Below are 18,351 nucleotides of genomic sequence, written 5' to 3'. Positions count from 1 at the left end.
TGTTTAGTGTGCCTTTTTCTTTGGCTAATTAGCACATTATCTCATTAGCACATTCTGCTTAGTGTTTGCTCTCATTCGCACTGATAGGCTCAGTTTGCGGAATGAAATCACGTCCATCCTTGCTATAGTCATAAGCCCAACGGTGAACTTCAGGTATTTCACCTTCCCAGTTACCGTGGCCAGGATGAATTGGAGCTGTCCACTCAAGTGTGGTAGCACCCCATGGGTTTTGTGTTGTTACTTTTCTTCCTTTGAAGATAGAGTAGAAGAAGTTGAACACAAACAGTAATTGTATAGCGAATACGATGATAGCTACAGTAGAGATGAACTTGTTCAGATCACCGAACTGGTTAAATGAAGCCCAGTTGCTGTAATCCAGGTAACGACGTGGCATACCGGCCAAACCTTCATAGTGCATAGGCCAGAAGATAAGGTAGGCGCCTGCCAGTGTAACCCAAAAGTGAATGAAGGCCAGTGTATTGTTCATGTAACGGCCATACATTTTGGGGAACCAGTGGTAAATACCGGCAAACATTCCAAAGAAGGCAGATACACCCATTACTATATGGAAGTGCGCTATCACGAAATAAGTATCGTGCAGGTGAATATCCAATGTAGAGTTACCCAGGAAGATACCAGTTAAACCACCAGAGATGAACAGGCTCACAAAACCTAATGCGAACAGCATACCGGGGGTGAACTTGATATTTGCCTTCCAAATGGTAGTTAACCAGTTGAACACTTTGATGGCTGAAGGTACAGCGATCAACAGGGTCAGCAATACGAACACAGAACCAAGGAATGGGTTCAAACCGGTTACAAACATGTGGTGCGCCCAAACCAGGAAGGCGAGGATGGTGATGGCGAACATTGAGCCCACCATGGCCATATAACCAAAGATCGGTTTGCGCGAGTTAACTGAGAGGATCTCAGATGCCATACCCATCGCAGGCAACAGGATGATGTATACCTCAGGGTGACCCAGGAACCAGAACAAGTGCTGGTAAAGGATGGCACTACCACCTTCATTTGGTAAAGCCTGGTTAGTAGCAGCAATATAAATATCTGACAGGTAGAAGCTGGTGCCGCCGTGACGATCGAACAGCAACAGAATGAAACCTGATAATAATACAGGGAATGATAAGATACCTAATACAGCAGTAAAGAACAATGCCCAGATTGTAAGAGGCAAACGGGTCATGCTCATACCTTTTGTACGCAGGTTCAATACAGTTGAAACGTAGTTCAAACCACCAAGCAGTGACGACACTACGAACAGCGCCATAGCTGTGATCCACAGATCCATACCCACTTTAGAACCAGGTGAAGCATCACCCAGGGCACTTAAAGGCGGGTAGGCTGTCCAACCACCACTGAATGGACCGGTTTGTACGAACAGTGAAGATAACATTACGATGCTACCGGCAAAGAAGAACCAGTACGACAGCATGTTCATCATGGGAGAAGCCATGTCGCGGGCGCCCACTTGCAAAGGAATGAGGAAGTTGGCGAACGTACCACTTAAACCACCGGTTAACACGAAGAATACCAGAACGGTACCGTGCATAGTTACAAGGGCATAATAGTTCTCGGGGGTAATTTTACCACCGCGTGCCCAGTTGCCCAGAATATCTTCCAGCCAGGGGAAAGTTTGATCGGGATAACCCAACTGTAAGCGGAATAATACAGACATCAAACCACCCAGTATGGCCCAGATCATGCCAGTTATCAGGAACTGCTTGGCAATGATCTTGTGATCCATGCTGAATACATATTTTGAAACAAACGACTGATGGTGATGATGCGCACCATGTTCGTCGTGATGCACTTCATGCGATGTAGCTACTTCTGCGTGACCGTGGCTCATTGTATCTTATTTTGAAGGTCGTAATTTAAATTCTGTTTCTGTTACCAGTTATTTTTTGGTTGTAACGTGCGCTGCAGAATCTACAACTGCAGGTTGTGGTGCAGGAGCAGCGGCTGGAGCCGGAGCAGCAGTAGCTGCTGGCTTGTAGCCTGGCTCTTGCTTGGCACGCCATAAAATAAACTCATCACGTTTTACTACCTTAATAAGCCCTTTCATTGAATAGTGGCCGTTACCGCACATTTGGTCGCAGGCAATTTCATATTCAAAATTGGGGTTATTTGTGATCTTCTTCATCTCTTCTGTAGTGAACTTAGGCGTAAACCACAGGGTTGTTGGAGTACCAGGAACGGCGTCCATTTTCAAACGGAAGTGAGGCAGACCTACGTCATGGATCACATCGCGTGAATTGATGATCAGTTTTACCGGTTGATCTTTTACCAACACCATAGCAGTGGTAGTAATGATATCATCGAATCCGGCAGCATCTGCTTTCAGGTTACGAACACCATTTGGCGTTTCCATGGTAGAATCTTTCCATACCATACCCAACATGTTGCCATTGGCCTCATCTATCATACGGAAATATTTCTTACCAAATGTATTGTCCTTACCGGGGTAACGATAGATCCAACCGAACTGACGACCGGTAATTTCAACCTGCATAGCATCCTGTGGAGCTTCGCCGGTGATCTTGAACCAGTAGTACAAACCAAAACCTACCAGTATACACAGGGTAATAGCAGGAACGGTAGTCCAAATAAGTTCCAGTTTGTTATTGTGGGGATAATAGAATGCTCTTCTTTTATCGCTATGCTGGTATTTGTAAGCAAACCAGAATAATAAGATCTGGGTAATGAAGAATACGATACCTGTAATAAGTAACGTGATCTTCAACATGGTATCGATGTTCTCACCATGCTCAGAAGCTGAAGGGAAAGGCATCAGCGTTTTGTGGTACAACGCTTTGTTGCACCAGTATACACCTATGATACCCAATACCAGGAACACTACCATCAAAAATCCATTGATCCTGTTATTTTGTTCGAAAGACTTTTTTTCTCCCTTTAATACGGAGACATACTCACTCGCCTTGGCTATCTGAAACGTAATCAGAAACCCAAGCGCCAGGATAGCTAATAAAAATAATCCGGTAGTTGTCATGATCTTTCAATAATTTTTATACTATCGAAACTGTGTTCGTTGTTTTATTAAGTCTCATACCGTTAAGCAATGCTTACGTATGATGTATAATACTCTCTTTGATGAACGGGTGGTTTTGGGCAACCAGGGGCGCTTTTGTTAAAGCACGGCCTACGGCAAACATGATCAAACCTACAAAACCGGCAGCCACACCAAAATCAAATACGTTCAGCGAAACCTTCTCAGGGAACAAGCTGGCGTGGATCATTTGATAGAAATCGAGCCAGTGACCGAAAATGATCAGGATAGCCATAAACGTAACCGTTGTATAATTTCTTTTTGAACCACGGCGCATTAATATTAATAACGGAGCCAGGAAGTTTATGATAAACATAAACCAGTACAGGCCGCTATATGCACCACTGTGGCTATGGCTGGTGATACGTGAATTGAAGTAAACAGTTTCTTCAGGCACGTTCGCATACCATATAAGCATGTATTGTGAGAACCACAGGTACGTCCAGAAGATAGAGAAGGCAAACATGAACTTACCCAGGTCATGAATGTGCTCTTCGTTGGTATACTCGAGGTAGCTTTGATTTTTCAGGAACACCACAAAGATGGTGATCAGGGCCATACCGCTTACAAAAGTACTGGCAAAGGTGTACCAGCTGTACATGGTAGAATACCAGTGTGCATCGATACTCATTAACCAGAACCATGGCGTAACGCTCATTACGGTCAATGCAAACCATACGATGAATACGGCAGCCCAAACGGTATTTTTAAAGATGTATTTACGACCAGCCTCAGCATCGGGCAGCGGAGTGGTATCCAGCTCACGGCTTAACTGACGCATTTTATAACCTAATACAATCCACAAACCAATAGACAGGATGGTCCAGGTAATAAAGAAACCTCTGTTCAAAAAGGCCGATTTGCCTTCGAGGATCTTATCGCCATGTGGCTCTAACCAATGGAATATATGAATGTCAGGAATTAACACCAGGCATAATAATACGATACCGGCTATAATACCTAAAGGAATTACTGCAACTGAGATCGCTTCGGTAACCCTACGGAAAGATAACTGCCAACCGCCCCAGGCCAGGGTAGTAGCGCAAATAAAAAACATGGCGGCATTGGTAACCAGCAGAAAGAAAACACTGTTCTGCAGCATGGTAGCCCAAAATCTAGCTGGGTGATGACCGGTTCCGTATAAAACAAAACCGATGATTACAGATAAAATGCCGACTCCCATCAAAGCCAATGACCAGGTTCTGTATCGTGCGGGGATGGCGAAAAATTCTTTAATAGCCATTATCAGTAATTTATATGTTCTGTGTTCGTGTCAGTTATTTTTTTGTTGTATCGGCAACTTTTGCTGCTGCAGGCGCTGCTGGTTTTGCAGCTGCTGCTGAATCAGCGGCAGGCGCTGCTGCGGCTGCAGGTTTACCACCACCCTGTTTTGATTTCACATAGTGAATGATCTGCCAGCGTTGTGTGGTGCTCAACTGAGAAGCGTAGCTACCCATTTGACCTTTACCATAAGTTACAGAATAAAACATCTGTCCCTCAGGCATGTTAACATATTTTGCATTACCTGCAAGGTTAGCAGGAGCTGCTGAGAACGGGCCATTACCACCATTGTACAATGGGCCATTACCATCGAGCGCCGTACCATGGCAGATACCGCAGTTTACAAGATATAAACGTTCTGCTTCTTTCATTTGTACTGCATCCAGGGCAGGTAACGGGTTTGTTACATGCACTGATTGTGCGTAGTTAGCGGTGTCGCCAGGCTTGTCTGCTGCCAAAAGAAAAGGCAGTAACTCACCACGTTTAATGGTACCTGCTACCGGCAAGCGGTTATAATGAATACCCTGCTTTGCGAGTGTATCAATAGGTGCATAGGTTTCATATGCCCGGCTGTAAGCCATGTCTGGCATATACACTTTGCCCGGACTTCTACGTACGTCACTGCAACTCCACACTATCACAGACATCACTAAAACAGAAATAATTGATAATTTTTTCATCTTAAAGTATTCAGATATTATGCAGAAACAGTTTCGCTTTGACCTTCAAACAATTTTTGATCTTTATCGTATCTACCTAACCACCATCCGGTTTCGGCATGTTGTACGTTTACGCCAAAAGCGCCAACACTGGTCAGGAATGAACTTAATTCCGCTTCGTTTGTCTTTTCAGGACACTCAATCACCATCGTAAACTGATCATCAGTTGAACGCAGGTTAAAGTGGTGTTTCTTTACGAAAGGCGCCAGCTGGCACAGGTAGCAGAAGGTGATCACCATACCCACGCAGGCACACAATACAGTAAACTCGAAGGTGATGGGAATCCAGGCTGGTAAAGCAAAGTGTGGTTTACCACCCACGTTCAAAGGGAAATCTTTGGTGAATACCCATGTCATGAATGACAACATAGAGGTAGTTCCAAAAATACCATATAAGAATCCGGCTGTGTGGATGCTGGTATCCCGTAAACCCATGGCGGTGTCTAAGCCGTGAATGGGAAATGGAGTATATACATCGTGCAGCTTATAACCTGATTTGCGTACTTTTTTAACGGCATCAAATAACGGCCCCTCATCATCAAAACAACCGACAACAAATTTTTTAACAGCCATATAAAGATTTTGATATTTCTTGTTTCGAGAATTCTGTTTCTGTAATGCCTCTACAATTAGTGATGATCGCTGTGAATATCGTGATACAAATGATCAACACTGTTCTTTTCAATTTGGAACATGTTCTTCTTATAGTTATCACCTGATCTTTTCAGGATGTGCTTGATCTCAGCCACCGCAATTACAGGGAAGAACTTAGAGAACAGGAAGTAACACGTAAAGAACAAACCGAACGTACCCATGTAGAACCCGATCTCCCAAATACTTGGGCTGTAGTAAGTACTCCAGCTACTTGGCAGATAGTCGCGGTAGATAGAGGTTACAATGATCACAAAACGCTCGAACCACATACCGATATTTACGATAACCGACATGAAGAAGGTAACTACCAGGTTACGACGCAATTTGCGGAACCAGAAGATCTGCGGAGAGATCACGTTACAACCCATCATCAGCCAGTAGCTCCATCCGTAAGGGCTGAAGATGTTCAACCTGTTTTGAGCGAATGCCCAGCTTTCGTTGGCGTTTTGACCATACCATGATATAAACAACTCGGTTAAGTAGGCAACACCCACAATAGAACCGGTTAATACAATTACTTTGTTCATCACCTCAATGTGCTCGAGGGTAATGTAGTCTTCCAGCTTCAGTACTTTCCGGCTTATCAACAACAGGGTTTGCACCATTGCAAAACCAGAGAAGATGGCACCCGCAACGAAGTAAGGCGGGAAGATGGTAGTATGCCAACCAGGTACAACTGAAGTTGCGAAGTCGAACGATACCACCGTGTGTACTGATAATACCAGCGGTGTACTCATACCAGCCAGTACCAGTGAAAGGCTTTCGTGACGTTGCCAGTGTTTGGTAGAACCGGTCCAACCGAACGACAACAGACCGTACATATATTTACGCCATTTCAATTTAGCGCGGTCACGTACGGTAGCAAGGTCAGGAAGAAGACCAGAGTACCAGAACAATAATGATACAGTGAAGTATGTAGAGATCGCGAATACGTCCCACAACAGCGGCGAGTTAAAGTTAACCCATAACGGACCGCGGGTATTTGCATAAGGCAGTACGAAGAACGCCATCCACACACGACCCATGTGCCAGATCGGGAACTGACCCGCACACATTACCGCAAAGATGGTCATCGCTTCCGCAGCGCGGTTCACACCTGTTCTCCATCCCTGGCGGAACAGCAACAGGATCGCTGAGATCAGTGTACCAGCGTGACCGATACCTACCCACCATACGAAGTTGGTGATGTCCCAGCCCCAACCTATCGTTTTGTTCAGGTTCCACTGACCAACACCATAGGTAACCTCGCGGTAAATTGAATACACACCAAAAAGTAACAGTGCTACTGAGATAAGAAAACCGGTCCACCAGAGGCGGCTTGGGTTTGCTTCAATAGGACGCACAATATCTTCCGTTACCTGGTGATAATCCTTGTTATTGTCTACCAGCGGAGGTCTTACTTGCGATTCGTATCTAATTAATGACATGTTATATGCTTTTAGCTATTCATCCCGGCGTATCGGGAAATCGTTAGCTGAAAAATTTAGTTTACCTGTTCAACTTATCCTTTGTGCTCTGCAGCATGTTCGGCTGCAGCTACGTGTTCACTACCGGTAAGCACACCTTCATTGCTGATCTCTTTGGTGTTTCTCACTTTCGCCAGATAGTTAATATTTGGCATGGTGTGAATTTCTTCCAGAGCGTAGTAGATACGGTTGTCGTTCTCAACACGATTTTTTGCGATCGCACTTTGAGAATTGTTCACGTTACCAAACACAATAGCGTCGGCTGAACATGCCTGTTGACAAGCAGTTTGGAAGTCTCTGTCTTCCAGCGGACGGTTTTGTTTTTTGGCTTCAAGCTTACCAGCTTGTGCTCTTTGCACGCAGAATGAACATTTTTCCATTACACCACGGCTACGTACTGTAACATCTGGGTTCAGTACCATGCGGGTGAGGTCATCGTTCATCATCAGTACAACATCGTCCAGTTTGCCTTCCTCAACCAGCGGTTGTTGGTTGTTAGCGAAGCTATCGGCGCCAGTGTAATCGGCCCAGTTGAAACGACGTACTTTATAAGGACAGTTGTTAGCGCAATAACGGGTACCGATACAGCGGTTGTAAGCCATCATGTTGATGCCTTCGCTGCTGTGGTGTGTAGCGGCCACCGGACAAACGTTTTCACAAGGAGCGTTGTCGCAATGCTGACACAGCATCGGTTGGAATACAGTTTGGATGCTTTCTGCATCATTAGGGTTACCGCTGAAGTAACGGTCGATACGCAACCAGTGCATATCGTGGTAACGCATAACCTCGTGTTTACCTACGATAGGAACGTTGTTCTCGATGTGACAGGCTACCACGCAGGCGCCGCAACCGAAGCAACTGTTGAGGTCGATGCTCATACCCCATTTAATGCCCGGACGGTCATAAACAGGATAGTGTGTACCATCTTTTTCGAACTTCTCGAGTCCGCCGAAATTCTTCAGTTCAGCAGCTCTTTCGTTCTTAACGACGTTAACGTCGTGTTTATATTCTTCGAGGGTTACTTCACGAATTACACCGTGACGGCCTTCGTAGCTGTTGTGTGTTTGACCCTGGGCAATTTTGTATGTTTTGCCGGTTGTAGACATTTCTGCCTGGCCATTCCATTCAAAGGTTGAACCGTTGAAGCTCAGTAAAGGATATGCGTTCTTACCCAGAACACTTACTTTACCGTCAACACCATCAGCAGCTAATACTGCACGGCCAACACCTTTATCACGACCATAACCTACAGCTATGGCGATTGTATTTTCCTGTGTACCGGGAACTACGATGATTGGCAGTTCCACTTCATTACCACGAACTTTTACTTTAATAACCGGCTTCTCAACATTAACCTCGTAACCGTCGGCAGATCTTCTGTCGGCCAGGTCAATGTCGAATTTCTTGGCCAGTGCAGGAGAAATAACCGCGTAGTTATCCCAGCTTACGCGGGTGATAGGATCGGGTAATTCGAGCAACCATGGGTTGTTAGCCTGTTTACCGCTACCAACACCCGTTTTTTGGTATACTACAACTTCAAACTCGCTGTTCTTCTTTTGTGTATTGGCAGCAGAAATTGCCTGTGCCACAGCGCCGTTATTGAAAGTTGCACCTGCTTCAGTACCTGGTGTTTCAATAACACCATCCTGTAAAGCTTTATTGAAGTTTGCCTGGCTGCCTAATTTAGTTAACCAGTAATTTTTAAGATATACATCCCATGCAGTGGGATTACCAGCCCAGTTTAACAAGGTTTGCTCGAAAGGTCTTGTATCGAACAAAGGATTGATAGTAGGCTGAATTAAGCTGATGTAACCAGCTTTTGGTTCAGTATCGCCCCAGCTTTCGAGGAAGTGAGGAGCTGGTAAAATGTATTTACACAGTTGGGTTGTTTCGTCTTTTCTGTCGTTGAAAGAAACAGTGAGTTTCACTGCTTTCAAGCCTTTTACGAAACTTGCTGAATCGTAGTATTCGTATACAGGGTTAGCACCGTAGATCAACAGGGCGCCAACTTTGCTTTGTTGCATGTCCTGAACCAGTGTAACCATTTCGCTATCGATACCCTGGTGCATCAGAATGGGGTTAGCCCAGCTGATGGTAGAACCATAAGCGCCGATGGCGTCGTTGATGGCGTTTACAATGATCTGAACCTGTACGTTGTTGCTTCCGCTAACTACCAGGCCTTTGCCACGGTTAGCAAGCAATTCTTTTGCTGCTGCTTCAATACCGGCTTTCAGCTTTCCGCTTACACCAGTAGCTCCCTGGCCATTCACTGCGCTTAATAAAGCAGCAGCTACGATACCAGCTTCAGACGGACGGTGAACAAAACGCTCGTCGGCAGAGGCACCGGTAGTGCTCATCATGCTTTCGAACTGGAAGTGTTTGCTCATGTCCTTCTTGGTCTTATTTACCTTACGGTTCTTGCTGTAGCCGTGTTGGAACTCAACAGGGCTCAGCCAGGTACATAAGAAATCGGCACCAAGGCTCACTATAGTTTGAGCGTTATCGAAGTTATATGATGGAATAGCGCGTTTTCCGAAGGTTGCTTCATTTGCCAGCAGCATACCGCTATAAGAGATAGCGTCGAACTGAACGTGTTTGCTGTTGGGGTATTTCGCTAAGAATTCTGCGATAACCTGTTTGGTAGAAGGCGATGTGATGGTTGAGGTTAATAAAACCAACTGACCACCGTTTGCAGCTAAAGCGCTCTTAATGTCGCGGTCGATTGCCTCGTAATTGGTTGCCGTGTTATTAGCAATAGGGTGAGGTAAACGGGCCGTATCATATAAGTCGAGCACCGACGCCTGCATGCGGGCAGAAGATCCACCCTTTGTGAAAGTAGAAAGTGTATTACCTTCTAATTTGATAGGACGTCCATCGCGCACTTTGGCTACAACTGGAATTGCTTCACCGCCACTTACATAAGTAGTAGCATAGTAATCAGCAACACCCGGCACCATATCCTGAGGCTTGTTCACATAAGGGATCGCCTTTCTAACTTTAGTTTCGCAACTGGCCGCGGCTATTGCAGCCGCTGTACTAAAACCAAGATATTTCAAAAAGTCTCTACGAGAGGCAGGACTTACATCAAGTCCTTTTTTATCAGCACTTTCAAACGGCAATTCTTCTTTGAACTCGTTTGAAATCGACTTTTCATAGGCCTCACTGTTATTGAGCTCTCCGAAACTCTGCCAGTACTTTTTGTTAGCCATTTATCTTAATATTTGAGAATTTGTGAATTTGGAAGTTTGAAAGCTTGTTTTTTATAACCTTTCTTTCAAACTGGGTTTTTATTCAACGGACCATTTACACCAATCAGCAGGCTGATATTAGTAGTGACATTTTTGACACTCCAGGCCGCCGATATCATTAACAGTTACACTGTCTCTCGTTCCAGCTTTGATCTCGTCGTGATACTTTTTGTAAATGCTGTAGAACTTGTTGCCTTCGTCGCCGTTTTTGCCGCCGAAGTTAACTTTAGTTGTACGGTGACAGTTGATACACCAGCCCATGCTGAGGTCAGCAAATTGGTATACTTCATCCATTTTCTGGATCTCACCATGACAGGTTTGACACTGTACTTTACCGGCATTTACGTGTTGAGCGTGGCTAAAGAATACGTGGTCGGGCAGGTTATGGATCTTTGTCCAGGCAATTTCCTGTCCTTTACCAGTGTATTTCTTTGTAGCTGGGTCCCAACCAGAAGCTGCATAGATCTTTTTGATCTCTTCTGTACCGTTTACCTCTGTACCATCTTCGCGATACAATTTACCAGCAGTGCCAGTGTACTCGTTGATGGTCATGTGACAGTTCATACAAACATTCACTGAAGGAATGTTGGCATGTTTGCCTTCCATCGCACCACCGTGACAGTACAAGCAACTGATCTGGTTTTGACCGGCGTGTACTTTGTGTGAGTAATAAATAGGTTGTTCAGGTTGGTAGTTTGTGCTACGTCCTAAACCAATGGCGCCTTTCACTATAAAGAAACCGCCAACTACAAAAAGGATCAGCGTTATTAAAGTGATGTAAGATTTGTTACGATAGAACGGAATTGGCTCATATGCAGGGATGCCATCCTGTTCGTCGGCCAATTTTTTCAGGTTGCTGTTCACTTGCAACATGATCAGTGCTACTACAGCAAGGATCAGGGTCAGTACGCCGTATAAGATAGAATTATCTTTTTCGTCGATAACCTGTGCACCACCAGCACCAGCAGGAGCACCGCCGCCACCAGCAGTTGGAGGACCTGCTTTGAACGTTTTTTCTACGTAGTCAATAACTGCGTCAATTTCTTTCTCAGACAATGATGCAAAGGCAGTCATCATTGCACCGCCAAACTTTTGTTTCAATCCCTGTGTATAGGGATCGGTTTGCATAAAACCAGCCGGATTATGAACCCATGCGTAAAGCTTTTTACGATCAGTCCAGGGGCCACGTGCTGTTACTCCTCCTAATGCCGGTCCGGTAAGATCTTTGAACACAGAGTGACAGGAAGCACAGTTATCACTGAAAATGGCCTTCCCATCCTGAGCTGAAATCTTATTTCCGAACGACAATAATAAAAAGAACAATGCACTGAAGAGGGTTCGCTTAACATTTGCTCGATGATCAATCATATTGTTGGATATGATGAAATTATGTGGAAAAATTTCCCGAATTGGGTGCAAAAATAAGTCAGGATTTTAACAAAATCACAACCTGTTTAAAATTTTTTTAATGTAGGCCTGGCGCGGGTTTCAGCGGATTTTACCATGTTCATTAAAACGGTTCAGTCAGAAATGTCATGCTTTTGTCAAGTTGACAACTAATGTTTCGCATCTCGTAAACGGATAGTAAAAACCACTTTTCTCCACCCCGATTTTTTCCTGCACTTTTGCGTTCATGTTTCATCGACTGAAACAAAAATGGAACGTTAATGGCACCCAGTTGATTTTAATACTGTGTGTTTTTGCCATTACCGGAACAACAACGGCCTGGTTAACCCGATCGGTTACCCAATGGCTGCAACTCGATGCTTCATCGTTTTGGTACTGGGCCATTAAGATAGGGATCCTCCTTTTTGGCTATCAGATACTGATCCTTCTTTTCGCCATTCCATTTGGCCAATTTAATTTCTTCTGGAATTATGAAAAGAAGATCCTTCAACGTATGAAGCTGATTAGCAACCCGTCGTTGCCAGGTAAAAAACAAAACCTAAATAAAATAAACGTAGATCATTATATGCTTAGCGCGGGGATTGAAGAAACAGGCACTAATCAATCGGCAATCGGCAATCGGCAATCGGCAATGTCCGATCAGCCAGCTGAAGAAAATCAGAAAGCTCAACATTCGGCCACTCAACCAAAAACCAAAAACCAGAAACCAGAAACCATTAATGTAGCCATTTTTGCGTCGGGGGCCGGTTCAAATGCTCAAAAGATCATTGACCATTTCAGGCAACATACCGAAATTAAAATAGCATTAATTGTTTGCAACAAACCAGGCGCAGGCGTATTAACAATTGCCCAAAAAGAGAATATTCCCACTTTAATAATAGAGAAGGAACCCTTCTTCAGAGGCAATGCCTACGTTGACGAACTAAAACAACATAATGTTGATTTTATTGTACTTGCCGGATTTTTATGGAAAGTTCCCGTTGCACTGGTGCAGGCATTTCCTTTATCTATAATAAATATACATCCTGCCCTGCTGCCAAATTATGGGGGCAAAGGCATGTATGGCCGTTTTGTGCATGAAGCCGTGATCACCGCCAAAGAAAAAGAAAGCGGCATCAGCATCCATTATGTTGATGAATTATATGATCACGGGAAACTGATCTTCCAGGCCCGCTGTACCATCGATGAAACCGACACAGCCGATAGCCTGGCCCAAAAGATTCACGCCCTGGAGCATGAACATTACCCGGTTATTGTTGAAAAAGTAGCCCGCGAACTGCAAAAACGCCGTTAAAACGGTCAGGCTTTTTATGTTAATATCATTTTCTTGCAGTAATATCACAAATTCAATTTCAACAGCTTGACATTACAACGGTACATAATTTTAATTTTACTGGTTTGCGGCTCACTCACAGGCTTTAGCCAGGTGCAAATTCAGGTTAAAGGAAAGGTGTTCGATATGAGCCAGCAGATACCGTTGGCAGGCGTGAGCGTAATGAGCACCGGCGGCAATGGTACCATCACCGATTCCCTGGGCCGGTACTCCTTATATGTAAAAGACACCGACTCCATCACCTTCTCCTATTTAAATAAAGGAACGCCTAAATACCCGGTGGCTTCCATCCCCAACCAGCAGAACTTTGAAATTTCGCTGCATGTAAATGTCACTGAGCTTAAGACCATTATGGTAAAACAACGGAATTACCATTTGGACTCTCTTGAGAACCGGAAGGAATATGCCAAAGCATTTAATTTTAGAAAGCCAGGCATTGGCATAGTTAGCCCCAACACGCAAAATGCAGCCGTTGGCGTTGACCTCGACCAGCTTATAGATGTTTTCAACTTCAAAAAGAACCGCCGCCAGGCTGCCTTCCGCGACAGGCTGATTGAAGAAGAAAAAGAGAAATACATTGATCATCGCTTTAGCCGGCCCCTGGTTATAAGGCTTACCCAATTACGCGGCCCCGAGCTGGATACTTTTATGACCCGCTACCGGCCCGATCTGGTTTTTATAGAATCGGCCACCGACTACGAGTTGCAGGATTATATTAAGAAGAGCTTTCAGAAATATGTGAAATTGAAGGAGATTATGGGTGAGTTGAAGAAGGAGAATGAGTAGTTGGAAAAAGTTGACATGTTGACGAGTTAACAAGTTGACTAGGATAAATAGAATGGCTGTGCGTTTTTAAGGGGCAGGTTGACATTCTACATTGAACATTCGATATTCAACATTCCTTCCTAACTTACTACCCTAAACATGACCAGCACTCATGAAACAGATCGTTATCGTAATAGCAGCATTACTATATTTTACTACAGCCTTCGCCCAATCAACTCATCCCGTGCTCAGCATAGCCTCAACTCCCGAGGCCGGCGGCTTCTCTTCAAAGCGTTTAAGCCGCATCGATACCGCGTTGAAAGAATATGTTGACAAAGGGCGAATGAACGGCGCCGTGGCCATGATCGTGCACGATGGCAAAATTGTGTATTACAAAAACTTCGGATATAACGACCAGGAAGCTAAAACACCTATGCCCAAAGATGGCATCTTTCGCATAGCGTCCCAAACAAAAGCCATTACCAGCGTTGCAGTGATGATGTTGTTTGAAGAAGGCAAATTCATGCTCGACGATCCTATTTCCAACTTTATTCCAGAGTTCAGGAACCCAAAGGTCCTCGACAAATACAATAAAGCCGATACAACCTATACAACCGTTCCGGCAAAAAGAGAGATCACCATTCGCGATCTGCTTACACACACAAGCGGACTGGGTTATGCACAGATCGGTACAACCGAAGCTAAAAACATATATTATAAAGCCGGCGTAATTGGCGGTATCGGCGTTCCCGATTTTGTGCTGGCCGATAAAATGAAGATCCTCGGCGGCTTGCCTTTATTTCACCAGCCAGGCGAAAAATGGACATACGGTCTTAATGACGACGTACTGGGTTACCTTATTGAAGTGGTATCGGGTATGAGCCTGAAAGACTTTCTGACCAAACGCATTTTTGAGCCGCTGGGCATGAAAGACACTTATTTTTATTTACCTGCCGATAAAAAGAACCGGTTGGTAATGCTGTATACAGAAGACAGCGCAACAAAGAAACTGGTTAAAATGCCAGAGAAATTAAATCTGTATGCAGATATGTACCGCGATTATCCCAAAATGAATGGTACTTACTATTCAGGTGGCGCCGGTTTATCATCTACGGTATACGACTATGCCATATTTCTGCAAATGTTATTGAACGGTGGCGAATACAATGGCAAACGGATATTAAGCCATAACAGCGTTCGTATGATGACCATGAACCAGATTGGCGATATCAGCCGCGGCGCCAATAAATTCGGCCTTGGTTTTGGCATTACCACCGAAAGAGGCAGCGCGCTGCTACCTACACAGGAAGGCACATACGAGTGGGGCGGCATGTTTGCCACTACGTATTGGGTAGATCCTAAGGAAAAATTAATTGGTTTGGTTTACCGCAATATATGGCCCACCAGTTGGGGCAGCCTGGGTAATTTATATAAGGTGCTGGTATACCAGGCCATGAACTATTAATAACCTCAAGCTTCATTACAATATGAAAAAACACCTCATACTGTTACTAAGCAGCCTGTTGTTTTTGGTTAACCTGTTTGCACAGGAAACACCTTCATTTGTAAAGGACAGTCTCGATGCATATGTACAAAAAGCACTGGCCGACTGGCAAATTCCTGGTGTAGCGGTATGCGTGGTAAAGGATGGAAAAGTGGTTGTAATGAAAGGTTATGGTGTTACCGAATTGGGCACTACGAATAAGGTAGATGAGAATACCTTATTTATGATTGGTTCTAATACAAAAGCATTCACGGCAACGGCCATGGCCATGCTGGCAGTTGATAAAAAGATCTCGCTCGATAGCCCGGTTATAAAATATTTACCCGATTTTAAATTGTACGATCCCTGGGTTACAAAACAGGCGAATGTTCGCGACCTGCTTTGCCATCGCCTGGGTTTTGAAACCTTTCAGGGCGATTTCATGTATTTCGATTCGGACCTTACCATTGCTGAAGTACGTGAAAAACTTAGCAAGGTAAAACCATTGTACAGCTTTCGCAGCCGCTGGGGTTACACCAACGCGGCATTTTTGACCGCCGGTGAAATTATTCCTAAAGTAAGCAATCAAAGCTGGGCCGGTTTCCTAAAGGAAAAAATATTCACGCCATTGGAAATGAACAATACATTGGCGCTATCAAATGACATTACAACTGCAACTAACAGAGCAACGGCACATACTGTTGCACAGGGCGTTCTAAAAAAAATTCCCTATGGTAAAATTGATAACCTGGCGCCTGCCGGTAGCATTTCTTCAAGTATAAACGATATGAGCCATTGGGTAATGGCTCAGTTGAATGGTGGTAAGTATAACGATAAACAGGTTATACCACAGGCAGCCATAGCACAAACCTGGTTGCCGCATTCTATTATGGGCAATGGTGGTCACCGATTTACAAGAGCACACTTCTTATTATATGGCCTTGGCTGGATGCTGCAGGAATACAGCGGTAGAAAAATTGTTTCGCACACCGGTGGTGTAAATGGTTTTGTAACCAGTGTAACCCTGTTGCCCGAGGAAAAACTGGGCATCCTTGTGTTTACCAATACTGATGCCAATAACTTTTTTGAATCGTTGAAGAATGAAATAATGGATGCTTATTTAGGTTTGCCGTATCGTAATTACAGCCAGGTACACCTGAATGGTTATAAAAAGAACCAGGATGAAGAAGCTGCATGGTTACAAAAAATGAAAGATACCATTGCACTGAACCGTCCCACTACCCTGCCACTGGCATCTTATGCCGGTACTTATGAACATAATGTATATGGTAAAATGACCATTGCCATTGAGAACAAAAAACTTATTGCCCGCTTCGAGCATCATCATGGCCGTTATGTTACGCTGGAACCATTAGGCGGCAATAACTTTTTGGCCACTTTCAATGATCCTTTATATGGTATAAAAGAATGGCCATTTACCACCGCCAATGGTAAAATAAGATCGGTAACCGTTACCATGGCCGATTTTGTAGAGTTTACGCCATATGAGTTCTATAAGAAAAAGTGACCTGCTTTTTAATGAAAAACTCATAGTATATTTCAGGTTGAAATATTAATGTTATGGATCAACTTAACCTCGGCATAGGAACCCGTTTACAACACCGCCAGCATGGCCCGGGTGTTATAGTAGGTATCAGGTACGCAACCTACCTCATCTCTTTTATAAATCATGGGATTAAAGAGATAGATAAAAACGATAGTTTTCTGGAAGAGATCATTCCTGAAAACGTTACCGAAGAAATAGAAACACACAGCGATGTTGAAAGATCGTTGTTGAAGATCTTACGTTTATGGGGCGGCTTCTCAGAGAACGTTCCATTAGGCGATCGCTGGAAGAATGGCCTTATGATTTTACAACCGGCCGATAAAACACAAAAGGGAAAAGAGGTGCCCATCGATGTGTTCTTTCATAAAATAGTGATGCTGCGCGATCGTTTACGTGTGTTGGAACAACAGATAAATGCACACAAAATATTGAGCGATGAGGATAAGGTGAACCTGCAGCAATACATTACCCGTATATACGGTTCATTAACAACATTCAATGTTTTATTCAGAAATAAAGAGCATTGGTTTATTGGTGAAAAAGGCGCCACAACCGATTAATGGTGGCACAGGTTTTTAACTGTTATTGAAAACAGTTATATGGACAAGCTAGAAATTAAAGGGAACTGGAATAAGTGGAAAGGAAAGATCAAACAAGCCTACGGGAACCTGACAGATGATGATATAAAATATGAAGAAGGCAAGGATGACGAATGGCTGGGCCGTATGCAGGAAAAGACAGGTAAAACCAAAGATGACCTGATCAAATGGCTTAGAGATCTCGGTTAATTACACTTATTCCAACAATAGTAAAGGTGGGTCGTACGGCCCACCTTTATATTTTTTTATATAAAAAAGAGAAGGCGCTTACTGCTCCTTCTCTTTTCTTGTACAGATGCAAAACCAACCTTGAAGTGAAAACAAATTATTTATAACTACTTTTAGTGTTTGGGCCTATTAATAGTGTCTTTTGTATGGGTACTGTCCTCGTTAGAGCCTGTAACCGGGGGTTGCGGATAAGCTGTAGATGGGTCTCGCTGGTGTGCGGAACTCATAGAATCATAATTCTGCTGATTTTCATTTGTAGAACTATCGTATCCCTGTGCATTTTTTGATGTGCCGCCATCGCCACAATACATTAGGCCGCATAAACCCAACGCGATCAACATTTGATAGAAATAGTTAGTCTTTTTCATAAGAATGCACTTTCCATTATTACTAAAATAATCATTCCAGCCTTACGCTTCACATCGCGCCGGGTTAGCAATTGCTGTGGAATTTTTGCAACAGACCCGCCCCTGCCCGCATAAAAACGCAGCCCAAAATGTTAAAACGGTTCCCTAAT

General features: G+C 44.0%; 15 protein-coding genes. 6 read left to right on the top strand and 9 right to left on the bottom strand.

Annotated elements, in window-relative coordinates; translation table 11 throughout:
- Positions 1-58 precede the first annotated feature (58 nt).
- The 8 genes from GGD38_RS18010 to GGD38_RS17975 all read right to left on the bottom strand — a co-directional run bounded on the left by GGD38_RS18010 (position 59) and on the right by GGD38_RS17975 (position 11,820).
- Entirely contained in the window at positions 59-1,867 is a 1,809-nt protein-coding gene (locus tag GGD38_RS18010) for a cbb3-type cytochrome c oxidase subunit I (RefSeq protein WP_375297640.1), read from the bottom strand.
- Positions 1,868-1,915: 48 nt separating this feature from the next.
- Positions 1,916-3,028, bottom strand: a complete 1,113-nt coding sequence (locus GGD38_RS18005; RefSeq protein WP_375297639.1) for a cytochrome c oxidase subunit II — start codon at positions 3,026-3,028, stop codon at positions 1,916-1,918.
- 73 nt (positions 3,029-3,101) lie between these two features.
- Positions 3,102-4,328: a quinol:cytochrome C oxidoreductase gene (locus tag GGD38_RS18000; protein WP_375297638.1), complete on the bottom strand. Its 1,227-nt coding sequence runs from the start codon at positions 4,326-4,328 to the stop codon at positions 3,102-3,104.
- A gap of 34 nt (positions 4,329-4,362) precedes the next feature.
- Positions 4,363-5,046, bottom strand: coding sequence for a c-type cytochrome (locus tag GGD38_RS17995; protein ID WP_375297637.1), 684 nt, complete (start codon positions 5,044-5,046; stop codon positions 4,363-4,365).
- Positions 5,047-5,063: 17 nt separating this feature from the next.
- Positions 5,064-5,657 carry a DUF3341 domain-containing protein gene (locus GGD38_RS17990; protein ID WP_375297636.1) on the bottom strand — a complete coding sequence of 198 codons (594 nt, stop codon included), beginning with the start codon at positions 5,655-5,657 and terminating at the stop codon, positions 5,064-5,066.
- 56 nt (positions 5,658-5,713) lie between these two features.
- Positions 5,714-7,165 (bottom strand): NrfD/PsrC family molybdoenzyme membrane anchor subunit, encoded by a 1,452-nt coding sequence (nrfD, locus tag GGD38_RS17985; RefSeq protein ID WP_375297635.1) that lies wholly within the window; start codon positions 7,163-7,165, stop codon positions 5,714-5,716.
- 74 nt (positions 7,166-7,239) lie between these two features.
- Entirely contained in the window at positions 7,240-10,413 is a 3,174-nt protein-coding gene (locus GGD38_RS17980; RefSeq protein WP_375297634.1) for a TAT-variant-translocated molybdopterin oxidoreductase, read from the bottom strand.
- Positions 10,414-10,530: 117 nt separating this feature from the next.
- Positions 10,531-11,820: a c-type cytochrome gene (locus tag GGD38_RS17975; RefSeq protein WP_375297633.1), complete on the bottom strand. Its 1,290-nt coding sequence runs from the start codon at positions 11,818-11,820 to the stop codon at positions 10,531-10,533.
- 265 nt (positions 11,821-12,085) lie between these two features.
- Between GGD38_RS17975 and GGD38_RS17970 the strand changes: the two genes are divergently transcribed.
- The 6 genes from GGD38_RS17970 to GGD38_RS17945 all read left to right on the top strand — a co-directional run bounded on the left by GGD38_RS17970 (position 12,086) and on the right by GGD38_RS17945 (position 17,795).
- Entirely contained in the window at positions 12,086-13,153 is a 1,068-nt protein-coding gene (locus GGD38_RS17970) for a phosphoribosylglycinamide formyltransferase (RefSeq protein ID WP_375297632.1), read from the top strand.
- A gap of 66 nt (positions 13,154-13,219) precedes the next feature.
- Positions 13,220-13,978, top strand: coding sequence for a carboxypeptidase-like regulatory domain-containing protein (locus GGD38_RS17965; protein WP_375297631.1), 759 nt, complete (start codon positions 13,220-13,222; stop codon positions 13,976-13,978).
- A 151-nt stretch (positions 13,979-14,129) separates the two neighbouring features.
- Entirely contained in the window at positions 14,130-15,422 is a 1,293-nt protein-coding gene (locus GGD38_RS17960; RefSeq protein ID WP_375297630.1) for a serine hydrolase domain-containing protein, read from the top strand.
- Positions 15,423-15,444: 22 nt separating this feature from the next.
- Complete coding sequence (locus tag GGD38_RS17955; protein WP_375297629.1) at positions 15,445-16,968, top strand: serine hydrolase; 1,524 nt, start codon at positions 15,445-15,447, stop codon at positions 16,966-16,968.
- 53 nt (positions 16,969-17,021) lie between these two features.
- Complete coding sequence (locus GGD38_RS17950; RefSeq protein WP_375297628.1) at positions 17,022-17,567, top strand: hypothetical protein; 546 nt, start codon at positions 17,022-17,024, stop codon at positions 17,565-17,567.
- Between the two features lie 39 nt (positions 17,568-17,606).
- Positions 17,607-17,795, top strand: coding sequence for a CsbD family protein (locus tag GGD38_RS17945; RefSeq protein ID WP_375297627.1), 189 nt, complete (start codon positions 17,607-17,609; stop codon positions 17,793-17,795).
- 152 nt (positions 17,796-17,947) lie between these two features.
- On the opposite strand, the gene GGD38_RS17940 is transcribed toward GGD38_RS17945, so the two are convergent.
- On the bottom strand, positions 17,948-18,202 hold the full coding sequence (locus GGD38_RS17940) for a hypothetical protein (protein ID WP_375297626.1): 255 nt from the start codon (positions 18,200-18,202) through the stop codon (positions 17,948-17,950).
- Positions 18,203-18,351: the final 149 nt, after the last annotated feature.

Source organism: Niastella sp. OAS944, assembly GCA_024809215.1.
Lineage (GTDB): Bacteria > Bacteroidota > Bacteroidia > Chitinophagales > Chitinophagaceae > Niastella.
This window is presented reverse-complemented; position numbering and strand designations above follow the sequence as displayed.

Bases quoted from the DNA above. Each gene is read 5' to 3' on its own strand.
- GGD38_RS18010 (WP_375297640.1), bottom strand. From the start codon at position 1,867: ATGAGCCACGGTCACGCAGAAGTAGCTACATCGCATGAAGTGCATCAC.
- GGD38_RS18005 (WP_375297639.1), bottom strand. From the start codon at position 3,028: ATGACAACTACCGGATTATTTTTATTAGCTATCCTGGCGCTTGGGTTT.
- GGD38_RS18000 (WP_375297638.1), bottom strand. From the start codon at position 4,328: ATGGCTATTAAAGAATTTTTCGCCATCCCCGCACGATACAGAACCTGG.
- GGD38_RS17995 (WP_375297637.1), bottom strand. From the start codon at position 5,046: ATGAAAAAATTATCAATTATTTCTGTTTTAGTGATGTCTGTGATAGTG.
- GGD38_RS17990 (WP_375297636.1), bottom strand. From the start codon at position 5,657: ATGGCTGTTAAAAAATTTGTTGTCGGTTGTTTTGATGATGAGGGGCCG.
- nrfD (WP_375297635.1), bottom strand. From the start codon at position 7,165: ATGTCATTAATTAGATACGAATCGCAAGTAAGACCTCCGCTGGTAGAC.
- GGD38_RS17980 (WP_375297634.1), bottom strand. From the start codon at position 10,413: ATGGCTAACAAAAAGTACTGGCAGAGTTTCGGAGAGCTCAATAACAGT.
- GGD38_RS17975 (WP_375297633.1), bottom strand. From the start codon at position 11,820: ATGATTGATCATCGAGCAAATGTTAAGCGAACCCTCTTCAGTGCATTG.
- GGD38_RS17970 (WP_375297632.1), top strand. From the start codon at position 12,086: ATGTTTCATCGACTGAAACAAAAATGGAACGTTAATGGCACCCAGTTG.
- GGD38_RS17960 (WP_375297630.1), top strand. From the start codon at position 14,130: ATGAAACAGATCGTTATCGTAATAGCAGCATTACTATATTTTACTACA.
- GGD38_RS17955 (WP_375297629.1), top strand. From the start codon at position 15,445: ATGAAAAAACACCTCATACTGTTACTAAGCAGCCTGTTGTTTTTGGTT.
- GGD38_RS17950 (WP_375297628.1), top strand. From the start codon at position 17,022: ATGGATCAACTTAACCTCGGCATAGGAACCCGTTTACAACACCGCCAG.
- GGD38_RS17945 (WP_375297627.1), top strand. From the start codon at position 17,607: ATGGACAAGCTAGAAATTAAAGGGAACTGGAATAAGTGGAAAGGAAAG.
- GGD38_RS17940 (WP_375297626.1), bottom strand. From the start codon at position 18,202: ATGAAAAAGACTAACTATTTCTATCAAATGTTGATCGCGTTGGGTTTA.